This window comes from Panacagrimonas perspica, assembly GCF_004364935.1.
Taxonomy (GTDB): Bacteria; Pseudomonadota; Gammaproteobacteria; order Nevskiales; family Nevskiaceae; genus Panacagrimonas; species Panacagrimonas perspica.
Genome location: NZ_SOBT01000008.1, coordinates 72385 through 92132, shown reverse-complemented (window position 1 = coordinate 92132; position 19748 = coordinate 72385). Strand labels below are relative to the sequence as shown.

General features: G+C 68.0%; 18 protein-coding genes. 5 read left to right on the top strand and 13 right to left on the bottom strand.

Annotation, left to right across the window (positions count from 1 at the left end; translation table 11 throughout):
* Position 1 precedes the first annotated feature (1 nt).
* Positions 2 to 2734 carry an MMPL family transporter gene (locus DFR24_RS00485; protein ID WP_246051451.1) on the bottom strand — a complete coding sequence of 911 codons (2733 nt, stop codon included), beginning with the start codon at positions 2732 to 2734 and terminating at the stop codon, positions 2 to 4.
* A 21-nt stretch (positions 2735 to 2755) separates the two neighbouring features.
* Positions 2756 to 3535: an outer membrane lipoprotein-sorting protein gene (locus DFR24_RS00480; RefSeq protein WP_133879398.1), complete on the bottom strand. Its 780-nt coding sequence runs from the start codon at positions 3533 to 3535 to the stop codon at positions 2756 to 2758.
* Between the two features lie 298 nt (positions 3536 to 3833).
* Between DFR24_RS00480 and DFR24_RS00475 the strand changes: the two genes are divergently transcribed.
* A complete protein-coding gene (locus DFR24_RS00475) occupies positions 3834 to 4646 on the top strand; it encodes a MerR family transcriptional regulator (protein WP_133879397.1) in 813 nt (270 codons plus the stop codon).
* Positions 4647 to 4878: 232 nt separating this feature from the next.
* Here DFR24_RS00475 and DFR24_RS00470 read toward each other — a convergent pair whose 3' ends face one another.
* Entirely contained in the window at positions 4879 to 8097 is a 3219-nt protein-coding gene (locus DFR24_RS00470; RefSeq protein ID WP_133879396.1) for an adenylate/guanylate cyclase domain-containing protein, read from the bottom strand.
* A gap of 29 nt (positions 8098 to 8126) precedes the next feature.
* On the opposite strand from DFR24_RS00470, the gene DFR24_RS00465 reads away from it, so the two are divergent.
* On the top strand, positions 8127 to 9143 hold the full coding sequence (locus DFR24_RS00465) for a ketopantoate reductase family protein (protein WP_133879395.1): 1017 nt from the start codon (positions 8127 to 8129) through the stop codon (positions 9141 to 9143).
* Positions 9144 to 9167: 24 nt separating this feature from the next.
* On the opposite strand, the gene DFR24_RS00460 is transcribed toward DFR24_RS00465, so the two are convergent.
* Complete coding sequence (locus tag DFR24_RS00460; protein ID WP_133879394.1) at positions 9168 to 9353, bottom strand: PLD nuclease N-terminal domain-containing protein; 186 nt, start codon at positions 9351 to 9353, stop codon at positions 9168 to 9170.
* A gap of 66 nt (positions 9354 to 9419) precedes the next feature.
* Here DFR24_RS00460 and DFR24_RS00455 point away from each other — a divergent pair, with 66 nt between their 5' ends.
* Together DFR24_RS00455 and DFR24_RS00450 are read left to right on the top strand one after the other, a co-directional pair.
* Positions 9420 to 10904, top strand: a complete 1485-nt coding sequence (locus tag DFR24_RS00455; protein ID WP_133879393.1) for a protein adenylyltransferase SelO — start codon at positions 9420 to 9422, stop codon at positions 10902 to 10904.
* Positions 10905 to 10932: 28 nt separating this feature from the next.
* Positions 10933 to 11202 carry a hypothetical protein gene (locus tag DFR24_RS00450; RefSeq protein ID WP_133879392.1) on the top strand — a complete coding sequence of 90 codons (270 nt, stop codon included), beginning with the start codon at positions 10933 to 10935 and terminating at the stop codon, positions 11200 to 11202.
* 42 nt (positions 11203 to 11244) lie between these two features.
* Here the strand turns inward: DFR24_RS00450 and DFR24_RS00445 are convergent, their stop codons facing one another.
* From DFR24_RS00445 to DFR24_RS00435, 3 genes are all read right to left on the bottom strand, one after another.
* Complete coding sequence (locus tag DFR24_RS00445; protein ID WP_133879391.1) at positions 11245 to 12750, bottom strand: hypothetical protein; 1506 nt, start codon at positions 12748 to 12750, stop codon at positions 11245 to 11247.
* Positions 12751 to 12889: 139 nt separating this feature from the next.
* Positions 12890 to 13882 carry an LLM class flavin-dependent oxidoreductase gene (locus DFR24_RS00440; protein ID WP_133879390.1) on the bottom strand — a complete coding sequence of 331 codons (993 nt, stop codon included), beginning with the start codon at positions 13880 to 13882 and terminating at the stop codon, positions 12890 to 12892.
* A gap of 63 nt (positions 13883 to 13945) precedes the next feature.
* Entirely contained in the window at positions 13946 to 14452 is a 507-nt protein-coding gene (locus DFR24_RS00435; protein WP_133879389.1) for a DUF1993 domain-containing protein, read from the bottom strand.
* A gap of 115 nt (positions 14453 to 14567) precedes the next feature.
* Between DFR24_RS00435 and DFR24_RS00430 the strand changes: the two genes are divergently transcribed.
* Positions 14568 to 15464 carry an alpha/beta hydrolase gene (locus DFR24_RS00430; protein ID WP_210772586.1) on the top strand — a complete coding sequence of 299 codons (897 nt, stop codon included), beginning with the start codon at positions 14568 to 14570 and terminating at the stop codon, positions 15462 to 15464.
* A 78-nt stretch (positions 15465 to 15542) separates the two neighbouring features.
* Here the strand turns inward: DFR24_RS00430 and arfB are convergent, their stop codons facing one another.
* Genes arfB through DFR24_RS00400 form a run of 6 tightly spaced genes read right to left on the bottom strand, consistent with a single transcriptional unit; the run spans position 15543 to position 19630 of the window.
* Positions 15543 to 15962: an alternative ribosome rescue aminoacyl-tRNA hydrolase ArfB gene (gene arfB, locus DFR24_RS00425; RefSeq protein ID WP_133881400.1), complete on the bottom strand. Its 420-nt coding sequence runs from the start codon at positions 15960 to 15962 to the stop codon at positions 15543 to 15545.
* A gap of 47 nt (positions 15963 to 16009) precedes the next feature.
* Complete coding sequence (locus DFR24_RS00420; protein ID WP_133879388.1) at positions 16010 to 17137, bottom strand: cysteine desulfurase family protein; 1128 nt, start codon at positions 17135 to 17137, stop codon at positions 16010 to 16012.
* Positions 17138 to 17193: 56 nt separating this feature from the next.
* Positions 17194 to 18009, bottom strand: a complete 816-nt coding sequence (gene cysE, locus DFR24_RS00415; RefSeq protein ID WP_133879387.1) for a serine O-acetyltransferase — start codon at positions 18007 to 18009, stop codon at positions 17194 to 17196.
* A gap of 25 nt (positions 18010 to 18034) precedes the next feature.
* A complete protein-coding gene (locus tag DFR24_RS00410) occupies positions 18035 to 18478 on the bottom strand; it encodes a hypothetical protein (RefSeq protein WP_133879386.1) in 444 nt (147 codons plus the stop codon).
* A 19-nt stretch (positions 18479 to 18497) separates the two neighbouring features.
* Complete coding sequence (locus tag DFR24_RS00405) at positions 18498 to 18863, bottom strand: hypothetical protein (protein WP_133879385.1); 366 nt, start codon at positions 18861 to 18863, stop codon at positions 18498 to 18500.
* Complete coding sequence (locus tag DFR24_RS00400) at positions 18860 to 19630, bottom strand: RNA methyltransferase (protein ID WP_162851163.1); 771 nt, start codon at positions 19628 to 19630, stop codon at positions 18860 to 18862. Before DFR24_RS00400 ends, DFR24_RS00405 begins: the two co-directional genes overlap by 4 nt.
* Positions 19631 to 19748: the final 118 nt, after the last annotated feature.

Here is a 19748-nt window from a genome sequence, read left to right as displayed (position 1 = left end):
ATTACTGCAGCATCGCCGTCGCTCGCGCCAGGCGCTCCGCCTGCACGCGATTGAGATTCCGGAACACCGTCGCCGCGATCCATGGGAACCGGCGGCGCAGGCGTTCGAGATCGTTGGAGTCGAACCGCAGCAGCCGCACCGGCGTCACCGAGCTCACGCTCGCCGTGCGGCGCTGGCCGAAATAACCCGCCTCGCCCATCACCGCGCCGCGGCCGAGCGTGGCCAGCACCTTGCGGTCTTCGCCGCGTTCGATCCAGACCTCGAGGTTGCCGTCGACAATCACGTACATGTCGCGCGAGAAATCGCCCTGGCGGATCACGGTCTCGCCGGGCTTGAAGCTCTCGAACTTGGACATCAGCGCGAACACGCGGGCCTGGCGCAGCGACAGGCCGGACAGCAGCGGAATGGTGTGCTGTGGCGACTGGCCCAGATCGAGGCGCAGCAGGTCCCACAACGTGACGATGCGCAGGCGCGAGCCCAGCGCCGGCGTCAGCGCGATCTCGGAGATCCACGCCAGGAACAGCGTGAACGAGGCGAGCATGCCGAACTGCACCTGGCTGCGAAGCTCGCTGCCGGTCAGCGCGAGCAGGCCCAGGCACAGCGCGACCGTCGTCAACGTGGTCGGCCGCAGGGTTTCGCGCAGCGCCGCCTGCACCGCCTTGGTCTCGCTGCCGGTGGCGCGCGCCTCGCGATTGAACCGGGTCAGGAAGTGCACGGTGTCGTCCACCGCCACGCCCAGCACGATGCTCGCGATCAGGCTGTTCGTCGGATTCAGCGGAATGTCGAGCAGCCGCAAGGTGCCGAAATAGATCGAGACCGGCACGAGGTTGGGCAACAGCGCCCACAGGCCGGCTCGTGCCGACGTGAACATCAGCGCCAGCATCGCCCAGATCGCAACGCAGGCGATGGCCAGCGACATCCACTGTCCCTGGCCGATCGCGTTGACGGTGCGCGTGGCGAGCACCGGCGTTCCGGTGATGGCGCCGTTGAGCGGCGGCTGCAGCTGCGCGAGCCGCTTTTCGACGCGCTCGATGAAGTGCGTGATCTCGATCGAGTCGCCCACCTTGATACGCACCGTGACCAGCGCCGAACGGAATCGCGCATCGATGACGCGGCGGATGTCGTCGCCACCGGCGAAGACCAGCAGCTGCTTGATCGCCGCAGGATCGTTGGGAATGGAGAAATACGCGGGATCGCCGTTGTTGAGGCTCTGGTTGAGCAGCTTCAGGTGATCCACGTAGGAGATCGTCTGCCCCACTTCGGGCTGCTTGCGCAGCCAGGACTGCAGGTCATCGATGCCGCGCACCAGTTCCGGATCGGTCAGGGCGTCGTTGACGTGCGTCTCGATGACGACGGAGACGATGTTCGCGCCGTTGAAGCTGCGATTGATCGCCTCGTACTCCTCGCGTACCGGATTGCCTTCGCGGAAGGCCTTGATGTAATCCGTCCCGATCGGAATGCCCGACGCCAGCCACAGGTTCAGCGGCACCATGATCAGCGCGATCCAGATGATCGGCCGCCGCCACTTGATGTCGAACAGCGCGATCTTGTCGGCCCAGCGCTGCGCCGTCTTCTCCCCGAGTTCGCGCGGATGCCTGCCGCAGCGCATCAGGTCGAGCAGCGCCGGCAGGAACAGCAGGATCAGGAAACTCAGATAGACGACACCAATGCTCGACAGGATCGCGAACTCGCGAATCGCCGGCAGCGCGTTGGGCATCAGGGCCAGGAAGCCGGCGATCGTCGTGGCGCCGGCCAGCAGCAGGCCGGCCCCGACGCGCCCCATGACGTGGAGCACGCGCTGGCGCCGCTCTTCGGCGCTGTTCGCGGCGACGGAGAAATAATCGGACAGCAGGTGGATCGAGTACGCCAGGCCCAGCGTGATCACCAGCGGCGGCGTGATGATGGACACCAGGTTCAGCGAATATCCGAGGTTCACCGCGGTGCCGGCCGTCCAAAGCAGACCGACGGTCACCGTCGTCACCACCGCGAGCGTGGCGCGCACGCTGCGGAACGCGAGGTACAGCATCAGCACCGTGATGGCGTAGATCATCGGCACGCTGAACACCAGCGTGTCGAGCATCGCCTTGGTGCTCGCCGCCTTCACCACCGGGCTGCCCGCCAGCCACACCTCCTGGCTGCCGGTGATCTGGCGCGCCATGTCGCGGAACTGCTTCGCGTAGTCCTGCTTGCGGAACAGCTCCTCGCCTTGCGCGTCCAGGCCTATCGCCAGCGCGGTATGCACGCCATCGTCGGCCACCAGCACGCCGCGGTAGATCGGATTGGCGGCGATCTGTTCGGGAAAGCGCTTGACCGCTGCCGGATCGTTGGCGGCCTGCTGCGTGAACGTGCTGACCTCCAGATCGTCGCCTTCGGCCAGCACGTTGGGCGCCGTGCCCAGCGAGAACACGCTCTTGACGCCGGGGAACTTGCGCAGCCGCTGCGTGAGTTCGTCGATGCGCGCCATGTTCTCCGGCGTGAACATCGGCTCCAGACGCACCGACATCAGCACCGCGTCGGCATCGCCGAAGGTGTCGCGAACACGCTCGAAGACCTGGCGGTCCTCGTCGTCCTGGGGCAACAGGGTCTCGGTGGACGGATCCAGCTTCAGGCGCGATGTGAAGCCCGGCAGTTCGATCAGCCGGAACGCCGAGTAGATCGACACCGCGACGACCAGCAGCAGGATGAACGCCGGCCGCCGCGCCACCAGCTCGAGCAGCTTGTCGAAGGTGTTCAAGGGCGCGCGGATCCGCTCAGATCAATTCCCCAGGTAGAACGCCCGCGGATTGAACAGCCGGTCCGCCAGGTCCTTGTCGCTCAGCAGGCCGGTGATCTTGAACTCGGTGTGCGTCTTTTCCTGAAGGTCCTCGATGCGCGCCTGCGTGATGTACCAGTAGGGCCCGGACTGGGCGAGGTACTTGGCGGCGCTGGTGAAGCGCTTGCGCACCACGCCGCCCTGCTGGAACTCGGCCTTGAGCACCATGCAGCTCTTCTGGTCGATCCAGGCGTAGACCTTGTCGAAGCGCGCGCCGGCGGAGACGTCCGCAGCCATCGACAGCACCCAGGCCGGGCGCGCCTCGAGGTTCTCGGTGCGCTCGAGCTTGAGCGTTCCGCCGGACAGCGCGTAGGTGATCTGCTTGACGTCGGAATACGAAAGATCGGTGCCGAACAGCGAGCTGTCCTTCATGCCGCCGGTGATGCGCCGCACTTTCTGCAGCGCCGGGATGTAGACGTACATCTCCTCTTCCTTGCCCGGCTCGCTGGACTCCCGCACCAGGTAGGCGGCGTCGCGCATGTCGGACGGCGCCAGGATGCGCATCATCGCGTTGATCTTTCCCTTCTCGAGCCGCGCGTGGAGCTTGCCGACCAGGGTGCGCGTGCCGCCCGTCTTGTCGGCGGTGGCCAGCTCGAATTCGCGAACCTGCAGTGCCTCGGGAATGTTGGCCTTCATGCAGGCCGTGATGGATTCGACCGTGTCGGCGGCGCGTACCGGAAGCACACCGAGCAATACCAGACAAAGCGTGACGAGTGTCCGCATGCGATCGATCCCTTGGGTACCTTCCCTTCCCTCGCGCAGAGCTTACCGGCTGCGGGCCGGCTTGCGGGTTGGCAGCTGGCGGGACGCCGTCCGCCTCTGGCGGCCGGCGAATGGAAGGCCGCGGTCGTCCAGGGTGTCCTTGATCCTTCCCGGGCGCTCGCAGCCTCCGTGGGTGCCCGATAACGCCGCCAGGCGGTCTGGTGTCGAGGGATCCGCTCGGCTCCCCCCATGCGCCGGCCCGCTATCCGGAAAGACGAGAGCCTTGGTAAGCGAAGCGGCCAGCGCTTACATTTCCGGCATGGCCCCCAAATCCAGCACGATCGCCGCGCGCCGCACGCCGTCCACGAAGAAGTCCACGTCCCACGGCGGCGACGAACTCGAATTCACGATCGACGAACTCGCGCGCGAGGCCAGTACGACCGTGCGCAACGTGCGGGCCTACCAGGACCGGGGACTGCTTCCCCCTCCGCTCAAGCGCGGACGCACCGGCTGGTATTCCCGCGATCACCTCGCGCGCCTGCGCCTGATCAACAGCCTGCTGTCGCGCGGCTACACGCTGGGCAACATCGCCGAACTGCTGGACGCCCTGGAGCGCGGTCATGATCTGCACCAGATCGTGGGCCTGGAACGCGCGATCGCCAGTCCCTGGTCGGCCGAGCAGCCGCGCCACTTCACGCTGCCCGAGCTGCTGAAGATGTTCGGCATCGTGTTCAATCCGCGCACGCTGGCGAAGGTCATCGAGCTGGGCCTGCTGGAGCCGGACGGCCTGCGCTACCGGGCGCCGAGCCCGAAGATGCTGATCGCCGGCGCCGAACTGGCCAAGGCCGGCATGCCGCTGGAGGACCTGCTCAAGGTCATCGAGGGCCTGCGTGCCAACGTGCAGCGCGTGGCCGACCAGATGGTGCAGCTCATCGCCCGCCTGCTCGACCATTACGGCGAAGGCCAGCTTCCGCCGCCGGAGGACGTACCCAAGCTGGCGGAAACGATCTGGCGGCTGCGCCCGCTGGCCATGATGGCGGTCGAGGCCGAGGTTTCGCGGGCGCTGGAAAAGTCCGCCAACAAGTTCCTCGGCGAGCGCGTCGCGGAAATCCTGGAGCAGATGCAGCGCTGAGCCGGTCCGGGGTGCGCTCCGGAGGCGGGGCCCCGGACTTCGTCCGGGCTACGGATTGCCGTTGGCCTGGAAGCGAGAACGGCTATCGCAAGGAGGCAGAGAACAGCCAAGAAAGGCGCAAAGGAACATCCGGAAAATCCTCTGCGCCTTTCCGTTCCCTTTGCGTTAGCCGTTGACTTGGAAGCCGCTTCGGCGAGATGCGCGAGGCAGCGTAGCCCGGGTGAAACCCGGGCTACGGGTGGCGTGCGCGGACGCGCCGCGCGTGCGCGAACGCTCCGATCCGCTCGTATCCCTGCGCGACGGCTTCGAGCGCGCGCGTCCGTTCGGCGTGATCCCGCAGCCGCAGGGCCGCGCATTCGTCGAGCCGCGGCTCCACGCCGCGCGCGGACATGGTTCGCGCGAGTTCGTAGGCTCGAGCGAATCCCGCCTGCGCGGCAGCGTCGTCGAGCACCTCGGCCGGAAGGGCAAGCAACGCAATCCAGGCGCGCAGCTCCCACAGCTTGGCGCCGGACGCCTGCGCGTTGGCCACCGCCGCCTGTGCTTCCTGCGCAGCCTCGTCGATATGCCCGGCGCCGAGCAGGGCTTCGGCCAGCACGGCACGGTGATGCGCCCGGAACTGGAACGCCCCCGCACCGCGACTCGTCAGCGGCAGCGATTCGCGCAAGGTGCGGATCGCTTCCTCGTGCCGGCCGAGCAACGTCAGCGCCTGCCCGCGCCCGCGCAGCGCGAGCGCCCGGAAATACGCGGTGGCGACCACGTCGGCCTGTTCCACGGCGCGATCCGCCTCCTCGAGGACGCCGTCGAGATTCCCGGAGAACCAGGCCATCTCGACGCGCAGCCCGTGCATCCAGCTCGCGATGCGCCCGTCGCGCTCGGCGAGGCGCAAGGCGGCATCCAGGTCGTCGCGCCCGCGCTGCAGCTCGCCGCCCCAGGCGAACTGGATCGACACGAAGCCACGCGACAGCGTGTTTTCCAGCTCCACGGGACCGGTCAGCCAGGCGTCGCCGCTGGCCCAGTTGGCGAGTTCGATGCCTTCGCGCAGACGGCCAATCGATCCGAACGACAGCAGGATCGGCAGCCGGAAGCGCGCTGCGACCGCGGCGCGCTGATCGTCCGGACACAGCCGCACGCCCTCCTCCACGAGCTTTGCCGCCAGCTCGGCACGACCGCGCTGGAGCTGGTCGGCGCCGTACGAGATCGACAGCTCCGCCGCACACAACGGATCGCCGCACTCCTCGGCCAGCGCACGCGCCTCGGCGTAGGCGCGGTTGACCGAGTCCTCGTCGAGCAGCGTGAACTGCGCCTGGCGGATCAGGCCGGCGCGTGCGGCGATGCGCAGCCGCCGCACCTCGGGTGAGAACGGCGCGCGATCCAGATGCTCCAGCGCCTGCCGGTACTGTTCCGCCGTGACGCGGGTGTCGCGCGCGGCGAACCAGCGCGCCGCGTGCAGATTCCACTGTCCGGCGCGCGCCCAGTTGCCCGCCAAGGCCCAATGCTCGGCGATGCTGCGCGCGCTGCCCTGCACCGGGTTGTTGCCGCAGCGGGCTTCGAGGGCTTCGGCCAGGCGTGCGTGCATGCGCGCGCGACGGCTCTCCAGCTGCATGCCGTAGGCGACCTCGCGCAGCAGTGGCTGCGCGAAGCGGCGTCCATTGCCGCCCGACGACTGCAGAAAGCCGGCGCACTCCAGCGCGTCGAGCGCGCTGGCCGCGTCGTCCGTGCCTTCGCTGACGACCGCGAGCAGGGCCGCATCGAAGTCGGCGCCGACGACCGACGCGGCCTGCAACCAGGCCTTGTGCGATTCCGGCAAGCGGTCGATGCGCGCGGCGATCAGCGCATGCACCGAATCCGGAATCGGAAGCTGATCGACCGCCTTCACCAGTCGATACGCGCCGGGCGATCCGGCGAGCTGCCCGGTCTCGGCCAGCGCGGTCACAGCCTCTTCGACGAAGAAGGGATTGCCGCCACTGCGTTCCGCGATGCGGGCGACCAGCGGCCCCACCGAGGCGTCGGAGCCGAGCGAAGCGGCCGCCAGTCGCTTCAGGGCACCGCCGTCGAGCGGGCCCAGGGTCAGCGTCTCGCCCATCTCCAGCAGCTTTCCGGGCGCTGCGTCGGCGCGCCAGCTCAGCAGCAGCAAGGTCGGCGTGCCGGCCACCGCCTCCGCGAGCTGGCATACGAAATCCAGCGTGAGTTCGTCCAGGTGCTGCACGTCCTCGAACAGCAGGATCTGCGGTTCGGTCACCTTGGGCAGGTAGTGCGCGAGCAGGCTCATCATCGAATCGCGCAGGCTCGCCGCCAGTGTTTCGTTGAGTTCGCCCGGCTTGCCCACGCCGGCGAATTCCATCGCGAACGCCAGAGCGCCCGGACGGTTGCGCACCGATTCGGGAAGATCGGACTCGATGCAGCGGCGAACGTCCTCGGGGTCCGCGCCCACCTCGCAGCCGATGCGCGACAGATACAGCGCGCGCGGGGCGGCCATCGGCTGATGTCGCGCGTACGGCGACGCGGCGGCGCGATGCACGCGCACACCGCGCTTCTCGGCCGAGGCCAGGAACTCGTGACACAGGCGCGACTTGCCGATGCCAGCGGCACCCGTCAGCGCCACCACGCGACCGAAACCGCTCGCGGCCTCGGCCATGCAGGCCTGCAGGCGTGCGAGTTCCGCCTCGCGGCCGAAGAACGGGGCGACGCCGTCGGCCAGGCGACGCGCCAGCCGCGATCCGTGTTCGCCGCGGCCTTCGAGCGCGAACACCTCGACGGCCTGCTCGACACCGCTGACGCGCGTGGCGCCCAGGCTGCGCAGCGCGAACGCGCCTTCAACCTGGATCGCGCTGGCGCGCGACAGGTACACCTGCCCGGGCTCGCAGATCTGTTCCATGCGCGCCGCCAGATTCACCGTGGCGCCCTGCGCGGTGTAGTCCATGCGCAGGTCGTCGCCAATGCGCCCGACGACCACCTCGCCGGTGTTCAGGCCCACCCGCAAGGTCAGGTTCAGGCCGCGCTCGAGACGCAGTTCATCGGCGAATCCGCGCACGGCGGCCTGCATTTCCAGCGCCGCGTGACAGGCGCGCTGCGCGTGGTCCTCGTGCGCGATCGGCGCGCCGAACAAGGCCATCACGCCATCGCCGGTGTACTGGTTGATCGTGCCCTCGTAGCGATGTACTGCGTGTGCGAGCAATCCGAAGAAGCGGTCGAGGATCGCGTGCCAGGCCTCGACCCCTGCCTGCTCGGCCAGGCGCGTGGAGCCCTTGATGTCGGCGAACAGGACCGTGACGCGCTTGCGCTCGCCGATCATCGCCGAGCGGTCCTTGAGCACGCGATCGACGAGATGGCGTGGCGTGTAGCCGGCCCGCGCGGCGCTCGGCGCGGGGGAGTCACCCAGGCGCGCACCACACTGGTTGCAGAAGCGCGACCCGTCCGGGTTGTCGGCAGCGCAAGCAGGACAGGCGATCATGGCGACATCTTAGGGGAGGAGGACGGCACATGATCCTGATCGTCGGCGCCGGCGCAGTCGGCACGATCCTGGCGACGCATCTGGCCGCCGCCGGCCGCGACGTGCGCCTGTACGCCCGCGCCAGGGATGTCGCGCGCTTCGACGCGATCGCGCAGGTGCGGACCGACTTTCCGGATGCACGACCGTCGCTCACCGCCGCGCGTCCGGCATCGGTGACGACGCTCGACCTGCGCGACGTGCAGGCACTGGTGATCGGCGTGAAGTTTCCCGATCTCGCAGCACTGGTCGATCAGTTGCCGGATCCGATTCCGTCCACGTGCACGCTGGTCTCCACGCTCAACGGCTACGCGCCGCTGCGGCTGCTGCGCGAGCGCCGTCCCGGCGCGCGCGTGGTGCCGATGAGCGTGATGATGAACGGCCAGCTGCTCGGCCCATTGCACGCACGTCTCACGACGCGTGCGGAAATCGTGCTCGGAGACGCCGACGCCGCATTGCTCGCTGCATTCGGCGGCACCGGCATGATCGTGAAGGCCGCTCCGGGCGACGCGGCCGTCTGGGGAAAGCTGCTGATCAATCTGGCCAACGCCATCTGCGCGCTCACGCGCACGACGTTCAAGGACCTGTTCCTCGACCCTGATCTGCGTCGCGTCTACGTCGCCGTGCTCGACGAGGCGACCGGCGCACTCGATGCATCCCACTTGCCGTGGAAGCTGCCGCTGGTGTTGCCCTACGGCGCGTACCGCTGGGCGCTGCTGCACGGCGGACCGCTGCCCTGGTGGTTCGCCAAGTACCGCAACGGCGTGCGCGAGGGCGCGTATCCGTCGATGGTGTCCGACGTCGAGGCAGGCAAGGCCACCGAGGTCGAGCAGCTCAACGGCGAAGTCGTGCGGCTCGGGCGGGACAGCGGGTTTGCGACGCCGGTCAACGCGAAGCTGGTGGAGATGATCGGGGCCAGTCGTACGCCCGCGCACATCACGCCGGCCGAGCTGCGTGCAGCCGTATCGCAGACCGTAGCCCGGACGAAGTCCGGGGGTGTCGACCTGTGAACGGCGCCCCGGACTTCGTCCGGGCTACTTCTGGGTCTTGGGCCCGAGCAGGTACCAGATCACGAATCCGACGACCGGCAGCAGCAGGATCAGCACGATCCACAGCGCCTTCTTCAGCGGCTCGGACCGGCTGCCGACGATGCTGATGATCGCGTAGATGTCCGCGATCAGGACAAGGATCCCCCACAGCGAAAGCTTGTTCAGAGTCATGCGACGCACCTGGATCGGAATGGCGAAATCGTATCGCAGGTGGCGACGCTGGCGCAGAATGCGGGCATGAGCAATCCCCTGCTGGGCCTCGACTGGGTCGATCATTTTTCGAAGCTGCCGGACGCCTATTTTTCGCGCGTCGCGCCCGAGCCGCTGTCCGCACCGCGCATGGTGCATTTCAACGCTCCGCTCGCGGCGCAACTCGGCCTGCCCGCTTCGTCGGCGGGCGACGCCGACCTGCTGGCGATGCTGTCCGGCAACGCGACGCGCCCGGACACGACGCCGATCGCCACCGTCTACGCGGGGCATCAGTTCGGAACGTTCGTGCCGCAGCTCGGCGATGGCCGCGCGATGCTGCTCGGCCAGGTGAGAAACGCCGGCGGCGAACTGTTCGAGGTCCAGCTCAAGGGCGCGGGCCATACGCCGTATTCGCGCTTTGCCGACGGCCGCGCCGTGCTGCGTTCGAGCATTCGCGAATACCTGTGCTCGGAGGCGATGCACGCACTGGGCATTCCGACGACGCGCGCGCTCAGCCTGAGCGCCTCGCCCGATCCGGTGCGACGTGAAGAGATCGAAGGTGCGGCCATCGTGTGCCGCATCGCGCCGAGTTTCGTGCGCTTCGGGCACTTCGAATTCTTCTACTACCAGCAGCGCAACGAGATGCTTGCGCCGCTGGCGGATCATCTGATCCGCGATCACTTCCCGCAGTTCGCGGACTTCCCCAACAAGTACGCCGCCTGGCTCACCGAAGTCGTGGAGCGCACGGCGCGACTGACCGCGCAGTGGCAGAACGTGGGCTTCTGCCACGGCGTGATGAACACCGACAACATGTCGGCGCTGGGGCTGACGATCGACTACGGCCCGTTCGGATTCCTCGACGGATTCGCCAGCGGACACATCTGCAACCACTCCGACGAAGCCGGGCGCTACGCGTACGAGCAGCAGCCGCGCATCGGTTACTGGAACAGCTCGAAACTGCTGCAGGCCACGTTGCCGCTGCTGCACGAGCAGCCCGAGCAGGCGGTGGAGATCGCGCAGGGCATTCTCGGCCGCTATCCGGCGGCCTATGCCGATGCCGTGCTCGGCGGCTGGTGCGCGAAGCTGGGGTTCCAGGAGGTGCGCGAGGGCGACCGCGATCTCGTCAATCTGTTCCTGAACATCCTGGATCGCGGCAGCAACGACTTCACGCGCTGCTTCCGCGGCCTGGCCCAGGTGTCCACGACGAGCGACGCGGCGCCCGCGATCCGCGACGAGATCACCGACGTGGCCGCGTTCGACGCCTGGCTTTCGAGCTATCGCGCCCGGCTGCAGGCCGAGAGCACCGACGACGCTGCGCGCGCCGTTCGCATGAACCGCGTGAATCCGAAGTACGTGCTGCGCAATCACCTGCTGCAGGCCGCCATCGAGCAGTCCGAGCACGGCATCGACACGGAAGTCGATCGCCTGTTCCAGTTGCTGTCACGGCCGTTCGACGAACAGCCGGAATTCGAGTCCTACGCCGCGCAGCCGCCGGAGTGGGCGCGCGCGATCAGCGTGAGCTGCTCGTCGTAGCCGGCACCAGAGCGATCGAGGCGCTGCGATGCAGACCTGGGCGCTGGTGTCCCTGGGTACGATGGCCGGCATGGTGGTGGCGATCCTGATCACGCTCGCCGTGGCCTGGGTCATTTCCCGCCGCGTCCCCGTCGGTCCCGGTTCGATGAACACGCGGATGCGGCGCGTGATGCCGGTGCTGATCGTGATGGGGCCGATCCTGCTGATCGCGCTGTCGATCGCCGGCGCGAGTCTCGCGTATCGCGTCGCCGCTCATTCCGATCCGTCTTCTGCCGCGCCGCTGACCGAACCCCAGTAAATGGAACCCCGGCGCGACGCGCCGGGGTTCGTCGCGAGATCGCTACGGCGCGAGCACGCCGCCCTTGACGACGCCGGTCACCGGCGCCGGCGCGCCGGGCGGAACCACGAACAGCTGCTCGAGCAAGAAGGGATCATCGAAATGCGCGCGGCCGACGGTGGTCGTCGCATGGTGTCCCCACTGCCGCAGGGCACCCGCGTTGCGCACGCCGCTCGACCAGATCCAGAACCGCTCGCTGCGCTCGGTGCCCGGCACGAAGCCGGCGACATCGAACAGGCTGCGGGTACCGCCTGCAGGATCCGGCAGATTCAGCAGCTCGTCGTAAGGCCTGAGATCGTACGAGGCCTGCTTGCTCGCCTTCGCCTCGTCCGCGGGAACCAGACGAACGACCGCATGCGTTCCTGTCCTGAGCCGCACCGCCATCTCGCCCGCAGGTATCTGCTTCTGCGGGAACATCACGGACGGCAACGCATCGTCGCGCGCTTGCAGCACCGGCTGCGCCACGAATCCGAAATGATCGTCGCCGGTGACGCGAACGCTGTCGTGCATCAACGGCCGGCCTTGCTCGTCGAACGTCACACGCCAGATCAGGCCGTCCATCGTGCCCGCCCGGCCATCGCTCTTCTGTTGCGGCAGCCGCTCCGAGAACCAGATGAAGTAGCTCATCTGCAGCAGGCTCTTGCCGCCGAAGCGCGTCAGTCCCGGCAGGTAGTACACGGTGGGCTTGTGCACATCGACGTCCGGCCCGTTGGCGGTGTGAACCGGCGCGCCGACCTTGTCGTAATCGCCGACGGTTTCGATCCACATCTCTGGCGCGTGCGTGTAGGCGATGTGCACCACCTCCGACCACAACAGGCCGATACGACCCAGCAGGTCGCGCGGCTTGTTGCGCAGATCGATGGTGCCGGCCTCGTACTCGGCCTCCGGGTTGGCCTGCGGCTTCCACAGGATCATGCCGGAAGGCTGCGCGGGATCTTCGAGCTTCGCGGCGAACGCGGACCTGGTCGCCTCGCGTTCCTTTTCAATGGAGCGCTTCAGGAAAGGCACCGCCAGCGGATACAGGCCGGCGACGCGTTGCGCGGTGGAATAGTCGTCGGGAACCGCGGCTGCGTTGACGAGCTTGTCGCGGAAATCCGCGTCCTCGAGTTCCCAGCTCCGCAGCCAGCCGCCGCAGGCGCGCATGTCGAGCAGCAGCGAGGCGGACTCCTCCTTGGTCATCTTGAGGTTGCGCAGCTCGACCTCGCGCGACTCGTCCTCGTTGGCGCGCAGATAGCCCACCCATTCCCAGAACGCGTCCATCGTCGGGATCTGCTGCGCGAACGACGCGGAGTAGCGGTCGCTGCGCAGATAGGGGAAGCCGGGAATGCGGTGATAGCTCGCGTCGCCCACGCCCGCGGAATCGATGCGCGCATCGACCTGCTCGTACAGCTTCAGGCACTTGTCGCCGTCGGGTGTCTCGGGACGAGAGCCCATGGACATCGTCGAACACCCGGAGATTGCAACGGGCAACAGCAAGGCCAGCGCCAACCGCAGCAGCACAGGGTTCATGTCCACGTTTTCCTTCCGGGCGAGGCCGTGTGTACGCCCTTTCGAGGAAAACAGACTCATCGTAAGGGCGTCTATGCGGGTACGCGCCCTATTGCGACACCCGCCCTGCGACGCGCCTCAGCAAATCGTATTCCCGCGATCAGTCCGCGAACGCCTCGGCGATCAGCTCGTACGAGCGCAGCCGGGCTTCGTGATTCCAGACGTTGGTGACGATCATCAGCTCGTCCGCCTTGCTGCGCATCTGCAGGTCGGAGAGCTCCGCGCATACCTGGGCAGGCGTGCCGACGAAGCTCGGGCCGCGCATGCGCTGCACCTGCAGACGCTCCGACTCGCTCCACGGATAGGCCTCGGCTTCCTCGGGACTGGGCAGCGCCGCGTGCTCGCCGCGCGCCATCCGCAGCCAGACGAGTTCCATCGTCAACGCGAGGCGCTGGGCCTCGGCCTCGGTGGGCGCGCAGATGGCCGCCACGGCCAGCACGGCGTGCGGCTTCGGAAACAGATCGGAGGGCTGGAACGCATCGCGATACGCCTCGATCGCCGGCTCCGGCGGCTCGGGGCTGAAGTGGCTCGCGAAGGCGTAGCCGAACCCCGATGCGCCGGCCGCACCGGCGCTCGCGCCGCTGGAGCCGAGGATCCACACCGGCGGCAGGCGCACGTCGTCGGGCATCACGCGAACCTTGGCCAGCGGGTGGCCGGCCGAGAAGCGCGCCTGCGACAGGAACAGCAGCTCCGACATCAGCGGCGAGAACTGCTCGCCGTTGAAGGCGCGCAGCGCGCGGCTCGATCCGGCTTCCGAACCCGGCGCGCGACCGATGCCCATGTCGATGCGACCCGGATGCAGCGCCGCGAGCGTGTGGAAAGCCTCCGCGATCCGCAGCGGCGCATGGTTGGGCAGCATGATGCCGCCGGATCCGACGCGGATGCGTTCGGTGGCCGACGCCACGTGCCCGATCAGAATCTCGGGTGCGCTGCTGGCCACCATCGGCATGCTGTGATGCTCGGCGAACCAGTAACGCTCGAAACCGAGCTTCTCGGCGAGGCGCGCGAGATCGACCACACGACGTGCTGCGAACGAGGGCGGCGTGCCGTCGGGAACCGGCGCGAGGTCGAGAACGGAAAGCGGAATTTTCATCGGCATCGAATCGGTTGGATCGGAACGCGGGTCAGGATCTGGCGGAAGTCGCCTCGGCGGCGATCAGGGCGCGCCGATGAAATCCATCTTGCCGATCTCGACGCCGTTGTGGCGCAGGATGTTGTAGGCCGTCGTGCAGTGGAAATACACGTTGGGCAGCAGGAAGAACTGCAGATAGCTCTGGCCTTCGAAGTTCAGATCGCCTCGCGGCGTCTTGATCGTGACGGTGCGCTTCTCGCTGCCGTCGATCTGCGCCGGCGTGACGGTGGCGAGGAAGGCGAGCGTCTTGTCGATGCGTGCATCGAGTTCGGCGAACGTCGTCTCGTTGTCTTCGAACTTGGGCACTTCGAGACCGCCCAGGCGCGCCGCCGAACCCTTCGCCATGTCGCCGGCGATGCGCACCTGCGACGCCAGCGGCAACATGTCCGGGAACAGCCGGAAGCCGATCAGCACAGCCGGATCGATTTTCTTGGCTTCGCAGTGCGACGCCGCCTTGGCGAGAATCTGGCGCAGATTGCCCAGAGCACGGACCAGCGCGGGAATCGAGGATTGATACATGCCGAGTGACATCTGCAGCTCCTGTCGGAACGAGGGATCGGGGCGGCCGATTCTACGCTCCGTGCATGACGTCGCCGGCAGCGCGTGTCAGTCTCGGGCCTGGCTTGGCCCTCCCTGCTTCCCTCGCGTGATCGCAAGACTCCTGGTGTCATCGCTGCTCGCCGTCTGCATGGCGTCCGCATTCGCGCAGCCCGCTGCTGCGCCGATGACCTGGTCGGAGGTGCAGGCGCGGCCGCTGCCCGCGCCCGGCGTGCGCGTGACCTATGGCGGCGCCCAGCAGCAGTTCGGTGAACTGCGTGTGCCGCCGGGGCCGGGCCCGCATCCGGTGCTGGTGTTGATCCACGGCGGTTGCTGGCATCGCAGCTTCGATCTCCAGTACTTCTCGCACCTGGCCGATGCGCTGACGCGCGAAACCGGCGCGGCGACGTGGAACATCGAGTACCGGCGCCTCGGCGATCCGGGCGGCGGCTGGCCCGGCAGCTTTCTCGACATCGCCAACGCCACCGACCAGATTCGCGCGCTCGCGGCGCGGCATCACCTGGACACGGATCGCGTCGTCGCCATCGGACATTCGGCAGGCGGCCAGCTCGCGCTGTGGCTGGCCGCGCGCGATCAACTGGCGCCGGGCAGCGCGCCGTACCGGCCCAATCCGCTGAAGCTGCGCGGTGTCATCGGCCTTTCGGCGATCACCGATCTGATCGCCTATTCCCGACCGCAGGGCGGCTGCAACGCCGCCGTCGGCGAACTGCTGGGCGGATCTCCCGAACGCCAGCTCGCACGCTACCAGCAAGCCTCGCCGCGCGAACTGCTGCCGCTGGGCGTGCCGCAATGGCTGATCCAGGGCGTCGAAGATCCGATCGTTCCGCTGGCCACCGTGCGCGCGTATGCCGGCGCGGCGAAGGATGCCGGCGATACCGTGACGGTCGAGGAGATCGCCGGCGCGGGGCATTTCGAACCTGCACTGCCGGGCACGTCCGCATGGCCGGCGCTGCTGGCCGCTGTCAGGGCCGCGCTCAAACCGTAGCCCGGACGAAGTCCGGGGTTGCGCTCCGTAGTCGAGGGGAATCCCGGACTTCGTCCGGGCTACGAACCACCGACGACTTTACTCGCGGTCGCTCACCGGCTTGCGCAGCGCCTTGGTCTTGCCACGCGTCGTCTTGTCGTCGACGCGGCGCTTCTTTGCCGCCTTCGACACGCGCGTCGGCCGGCGCACGCGTGGCACGTGCGTCGCGGCCTCGATCATTTCGCGCAGGCGTTCGAGCGCGGCTTCGCGATTCTGTTCTTGGCTGCGATGCTGCTGCGCCTTGATGACGATCGAGCCTTCGCGCGTCAGGCGCTGATCGCGACGCGCGAGCAATCGTGCCTTGCAGTCCTCCGGCAGCGAGGACGCATGCACGTCGAAGCGCAGATGGATCGCGGTGGCGGTCTTGTTGACGTTCTGGCCACCGGCGCCCTGCGAGCGCACGGCGTCGAGTTCGATCTCGCAGAGCGGCACCGCGAGCCGCGGCGTCACGCGCAACACCTCGGTGGGTTCGCTGACGAACGTCTCGTCGATGACGTCGTCGGGGCTCATGCGCTCGCGACGATCTGCGACAGCGCGGCGAGAAATCCGTCGACGTCGCCGGGCACGTTGTCCTTGCCGAAGCTCGCGCGGATCGCGCCCTTGGCGGTGACGCGATCGTGGCCCATCGCCAGCAACACGTGGCTGGGCTCACCCGAGCCCGAGGCACAAGCGGAGCCGGACGAGACCGCGAAGCCCTTGCGATCCAGCGCCATCAGCAGCGCTTCGCCATCCCATCCGGCGATCGCGAACTGCAGGGTGTTGGGCAGATGCTCGCGCGCGTTCCCGCCGAAGATCAGCGTGTCGGGCCGCGTGCGCAGGCCGGCTTCCAGGCGCTGACGCAGAACCTGCACATGAGCGGCACGCTCTTCCAGCTCGAGTCGTGCGAGTTCGGCGGCGGCACCGAAGCCGACGATCGCGGCCACGTTCTCGGTGCCGCCGCGCAGTCCACGTTCCTGCGCGCCGCCGTGCTGGATCGGCCGCAGGTCCACGTGACTACGTACGACCAGCGCGCCGGAACCCTTCGGCCCGTAGATCTTGTGCGCCGAGAGACTCAGCAGATCGGCATCGAGTTCGAGAATGTCGACCGCGATCTTGCCCACCGCCTGCACGGCGTCGACGTGCATCAGCGCGCCTTTCGCATGCGCGAGTTGTGCCACGCGGGCGACGTCCTGGATCACGCCGGTTTCATTGTTCGCGCGCATCGCGGACACCAGACGCAGCGGCCCGTCTGCGAGCTGCGCTTCGAGCGCAGCGAAATCGAACACGCCGTTGGTGTCGACGGCGATTGCCTCGACACGCCAGCCCGCCTGCGCCAGCGATTCGGCCGCTTCCATCACTGCCGGATGATCGGTGGCGCCGTAGAGCACGCGCGAGGCCGTCTCCGACGCGGTCGCACCTTTCAGCGCGAGATTGTTGGCCTCGGTTCCGCCCGAGGTCCACACCACTTCCTTGGCCTCGCACCCGACCAATTGCGCCACCTGCACGCGCGCCTGCTCCACCGCGTCGCGCGCGATGCGACCGTAGCGGTGCAGGCTCGAGGCATTCGCCGACGGCCCCGACAGGTACGGGAGCATGGCCTCCAGCACGCGAGGATCGAGATGCGTGGTGGCGTTGTGGTCGAGGTAGGTGGGCATTTCGCTATTGCTCCCTCTGTCCACGCGTTGTTTGCGTGGACAGAGGGGACTGCACGTCAGGGTTTCTGCGTATCCACCGACTCCGGCCTCGACTCACCCGATGCAAGCGAATCGAGCACTTTCCCTTCCCGGCAGAACTCCGGCAGCTCGTAACGCGACAGCTCCATCTCCGGCAGCCGCGTGTCCATCCCGTGCAGCGCCTTGCACACCTGCACGAGACGCTCGTCGAGACGATCGATGTGCTCGGCGAGGCCGGCGAAGGCGTTGGCGACCGGATCGGTCATGTCGCGTGTCAGGCCATAGGCGTCGAAGCCCAGCTTCTTGGCCGCCGCACTGAGCGCCGGCGAAGGTTCACGCGTTTCGCTGGCCACGACGCGCGCCGGAATGCCGACCACGGTGGCGCCCGGCGGCACCTCCTTGACCACGACCGAGTTGGAGCCGACACGCGCGTTCTCGCCGACGGTGAACGGGCCGAGGATCTTGGCGCCGGCGCCGACGACGACGTTGTTGGCCAAGGTCGGGTGACGCTTGCCCTTGTCCCAGCTCACGCCGCCCAAGGTCACGCCGTGATAGAGCGTCACGTCGTCGCCGATCTCGGCGGTCTCGCCGATCACGACGCCCATGCCGTGATCGATGAACAGCCGATGCCCGATCTTCGCACCCGGATGGATCTCGATGCCGGTCAGCCAGCGTGCGAAATGCGAGTTCAGCCGCGCCAGCCAGCAGAAACCCCGCACCCACAGCCAGTGACTCACGCGATGGCCCCAGACCGCGTGCAGACCGGGGTAGCAGGTCAGGACTTCCAGCGTGCTGCGTGCCGCGGGGTCGCGGGCGAAAACGCTGCGGATGTCTTCACGGATGCGGGACAACATGGCGATCAGCCGGTCGAAACGAACCTTATTTTAGCGCTGTTGGTTCTGAGCCCGGCGGCCCGAGCCCCGGATCGGGCGCGGCCGGCGGCAGGCCGGCGTTCAAGCCCGCGCGCAGGCCGTGGCCGACGCCCCGGTTAACCGCCTGGATGCTGCCGTAGACCGCATCGGAAATCAGGTCGTGCGAGGTCCGCACGATCCGCGTGACGTCGCGGGTGGCTGGAATCGCCTCGAGAATCCCGAACGGAATCGCGGCGATGCCGCGATGGATGGCGCGCACCGTGTGGGTGCCGCCCGAGACGACCGTCTCGGCGAGCCGCTGCGCATCGGCGATCTGGCGCTGCGAACGCTGAAGTCGCAGGGCTTCGGATCGCAGCACCTCGGCCCGGAAGAACAGGTCCGGCAGCCTGCGCCGCAGTTGCGACTGCAGCCTCCAGCCTGCAACGGCCAGCGCGAGGCTGACCGCCAGCAAGCCCAGCGCGAGCCCCGCCTCAATCACGCCCGATCACTTCGACTTCGGCGATCACGCCGTACTTGGGCAATTCCTGCCGCACGATCTTGGCGGCCTCGTGCGACACGATGCGCCGCACGATCCCCGGCGTCAGGCGTCCCGCCACGCCGGCCACCCAGTGCTTCTGGGCCGCCAGTTCCATCGGATTCAGGATCCGGATCGACAGCATCGAGGCGCCCTCGCGCGCCATGCGGCGCAGTTCCTCCGGCACCTGGGCGACGCCGCCGGCCAGGGTCTCGCTGCGGCTGCGCAACTCCGCCACTTCGCGGCGAAGGCGGCCGAAACGGACGAGCAGCAGCCCGAGCACGGCGAGGTTGACGATCAGGAAGACGATGACGACGTTCACGTACGGTCGGGCCGGGTTGCGGATTTGGGGGTGCGGCGGGTGCGCACCTTGGGGTCCTCGACGGACGTCAGGATGCCGCGAAGGATGTTCAGCTCGTTGAGGTCGGGGCGTGCGCGGTTGAACAGCTGGCGCAGGCGGCGCATCAGCAGCCGCGGATTGAGCGGGTCGAGGAAACCCGTGGCCAGCAGCACCCGCTCGAGGTGGGTGTAGAAGTTCTCGGTCTGCTCGTGGCTGGGCGGCACGTACCAGGGGTGACCGTCCTTCGGGGACACCTTCGGGGCCCCCACCGCGGCCTTGCGCAGTTCCCAGGCGTACACCTGCACCGCCGCGGCCAGGTTGAGCGAGGAATAGCCCGGGTTGGCCGGAACCATGGTCTGGGCGTGGCAGAAGTCCAGCTCGTCGTTGGTCAGGCCCATGCGCTCGGAGCCGAACACCAGCGCCACCTCGCTGCCCTGCGCCGCCTCCACCAGCCGGGTGGCCGCCTCGGTGGGCTGCATCGGCTCGTCGCTCAGGTGGCGCGGGCGCGCCGAGGACGCCACGACCCACGAGCAATCCGCCACCGCCTCTTCGAGCGTGGCCACGACCCGCGCCGATTCCAGTACCGAGTCGGCGCCCGCGGCACGGGAACTGGCCTGCTCGTCCGGGAACGAGCGCGGGGCCACCAGCACCAGCCGGGCCAGGCCCATGGTCAGCATCGCGCGCGCGGCGGCGCCGATGTTGCCGGGATGAGTGGTGGCGACCAGGACGATGCGAATGCGCGAAAGCACGTCGTCCGCAGGCTTTTCAGTGAGGTTTTGCGTCATGTGAAGGAAGGCCGGAACCAGCGCAGGAACACGTCGAATGCCGCCCGGGACGAGTGGGATCGCGGTCGCTGCCTTAAACTGT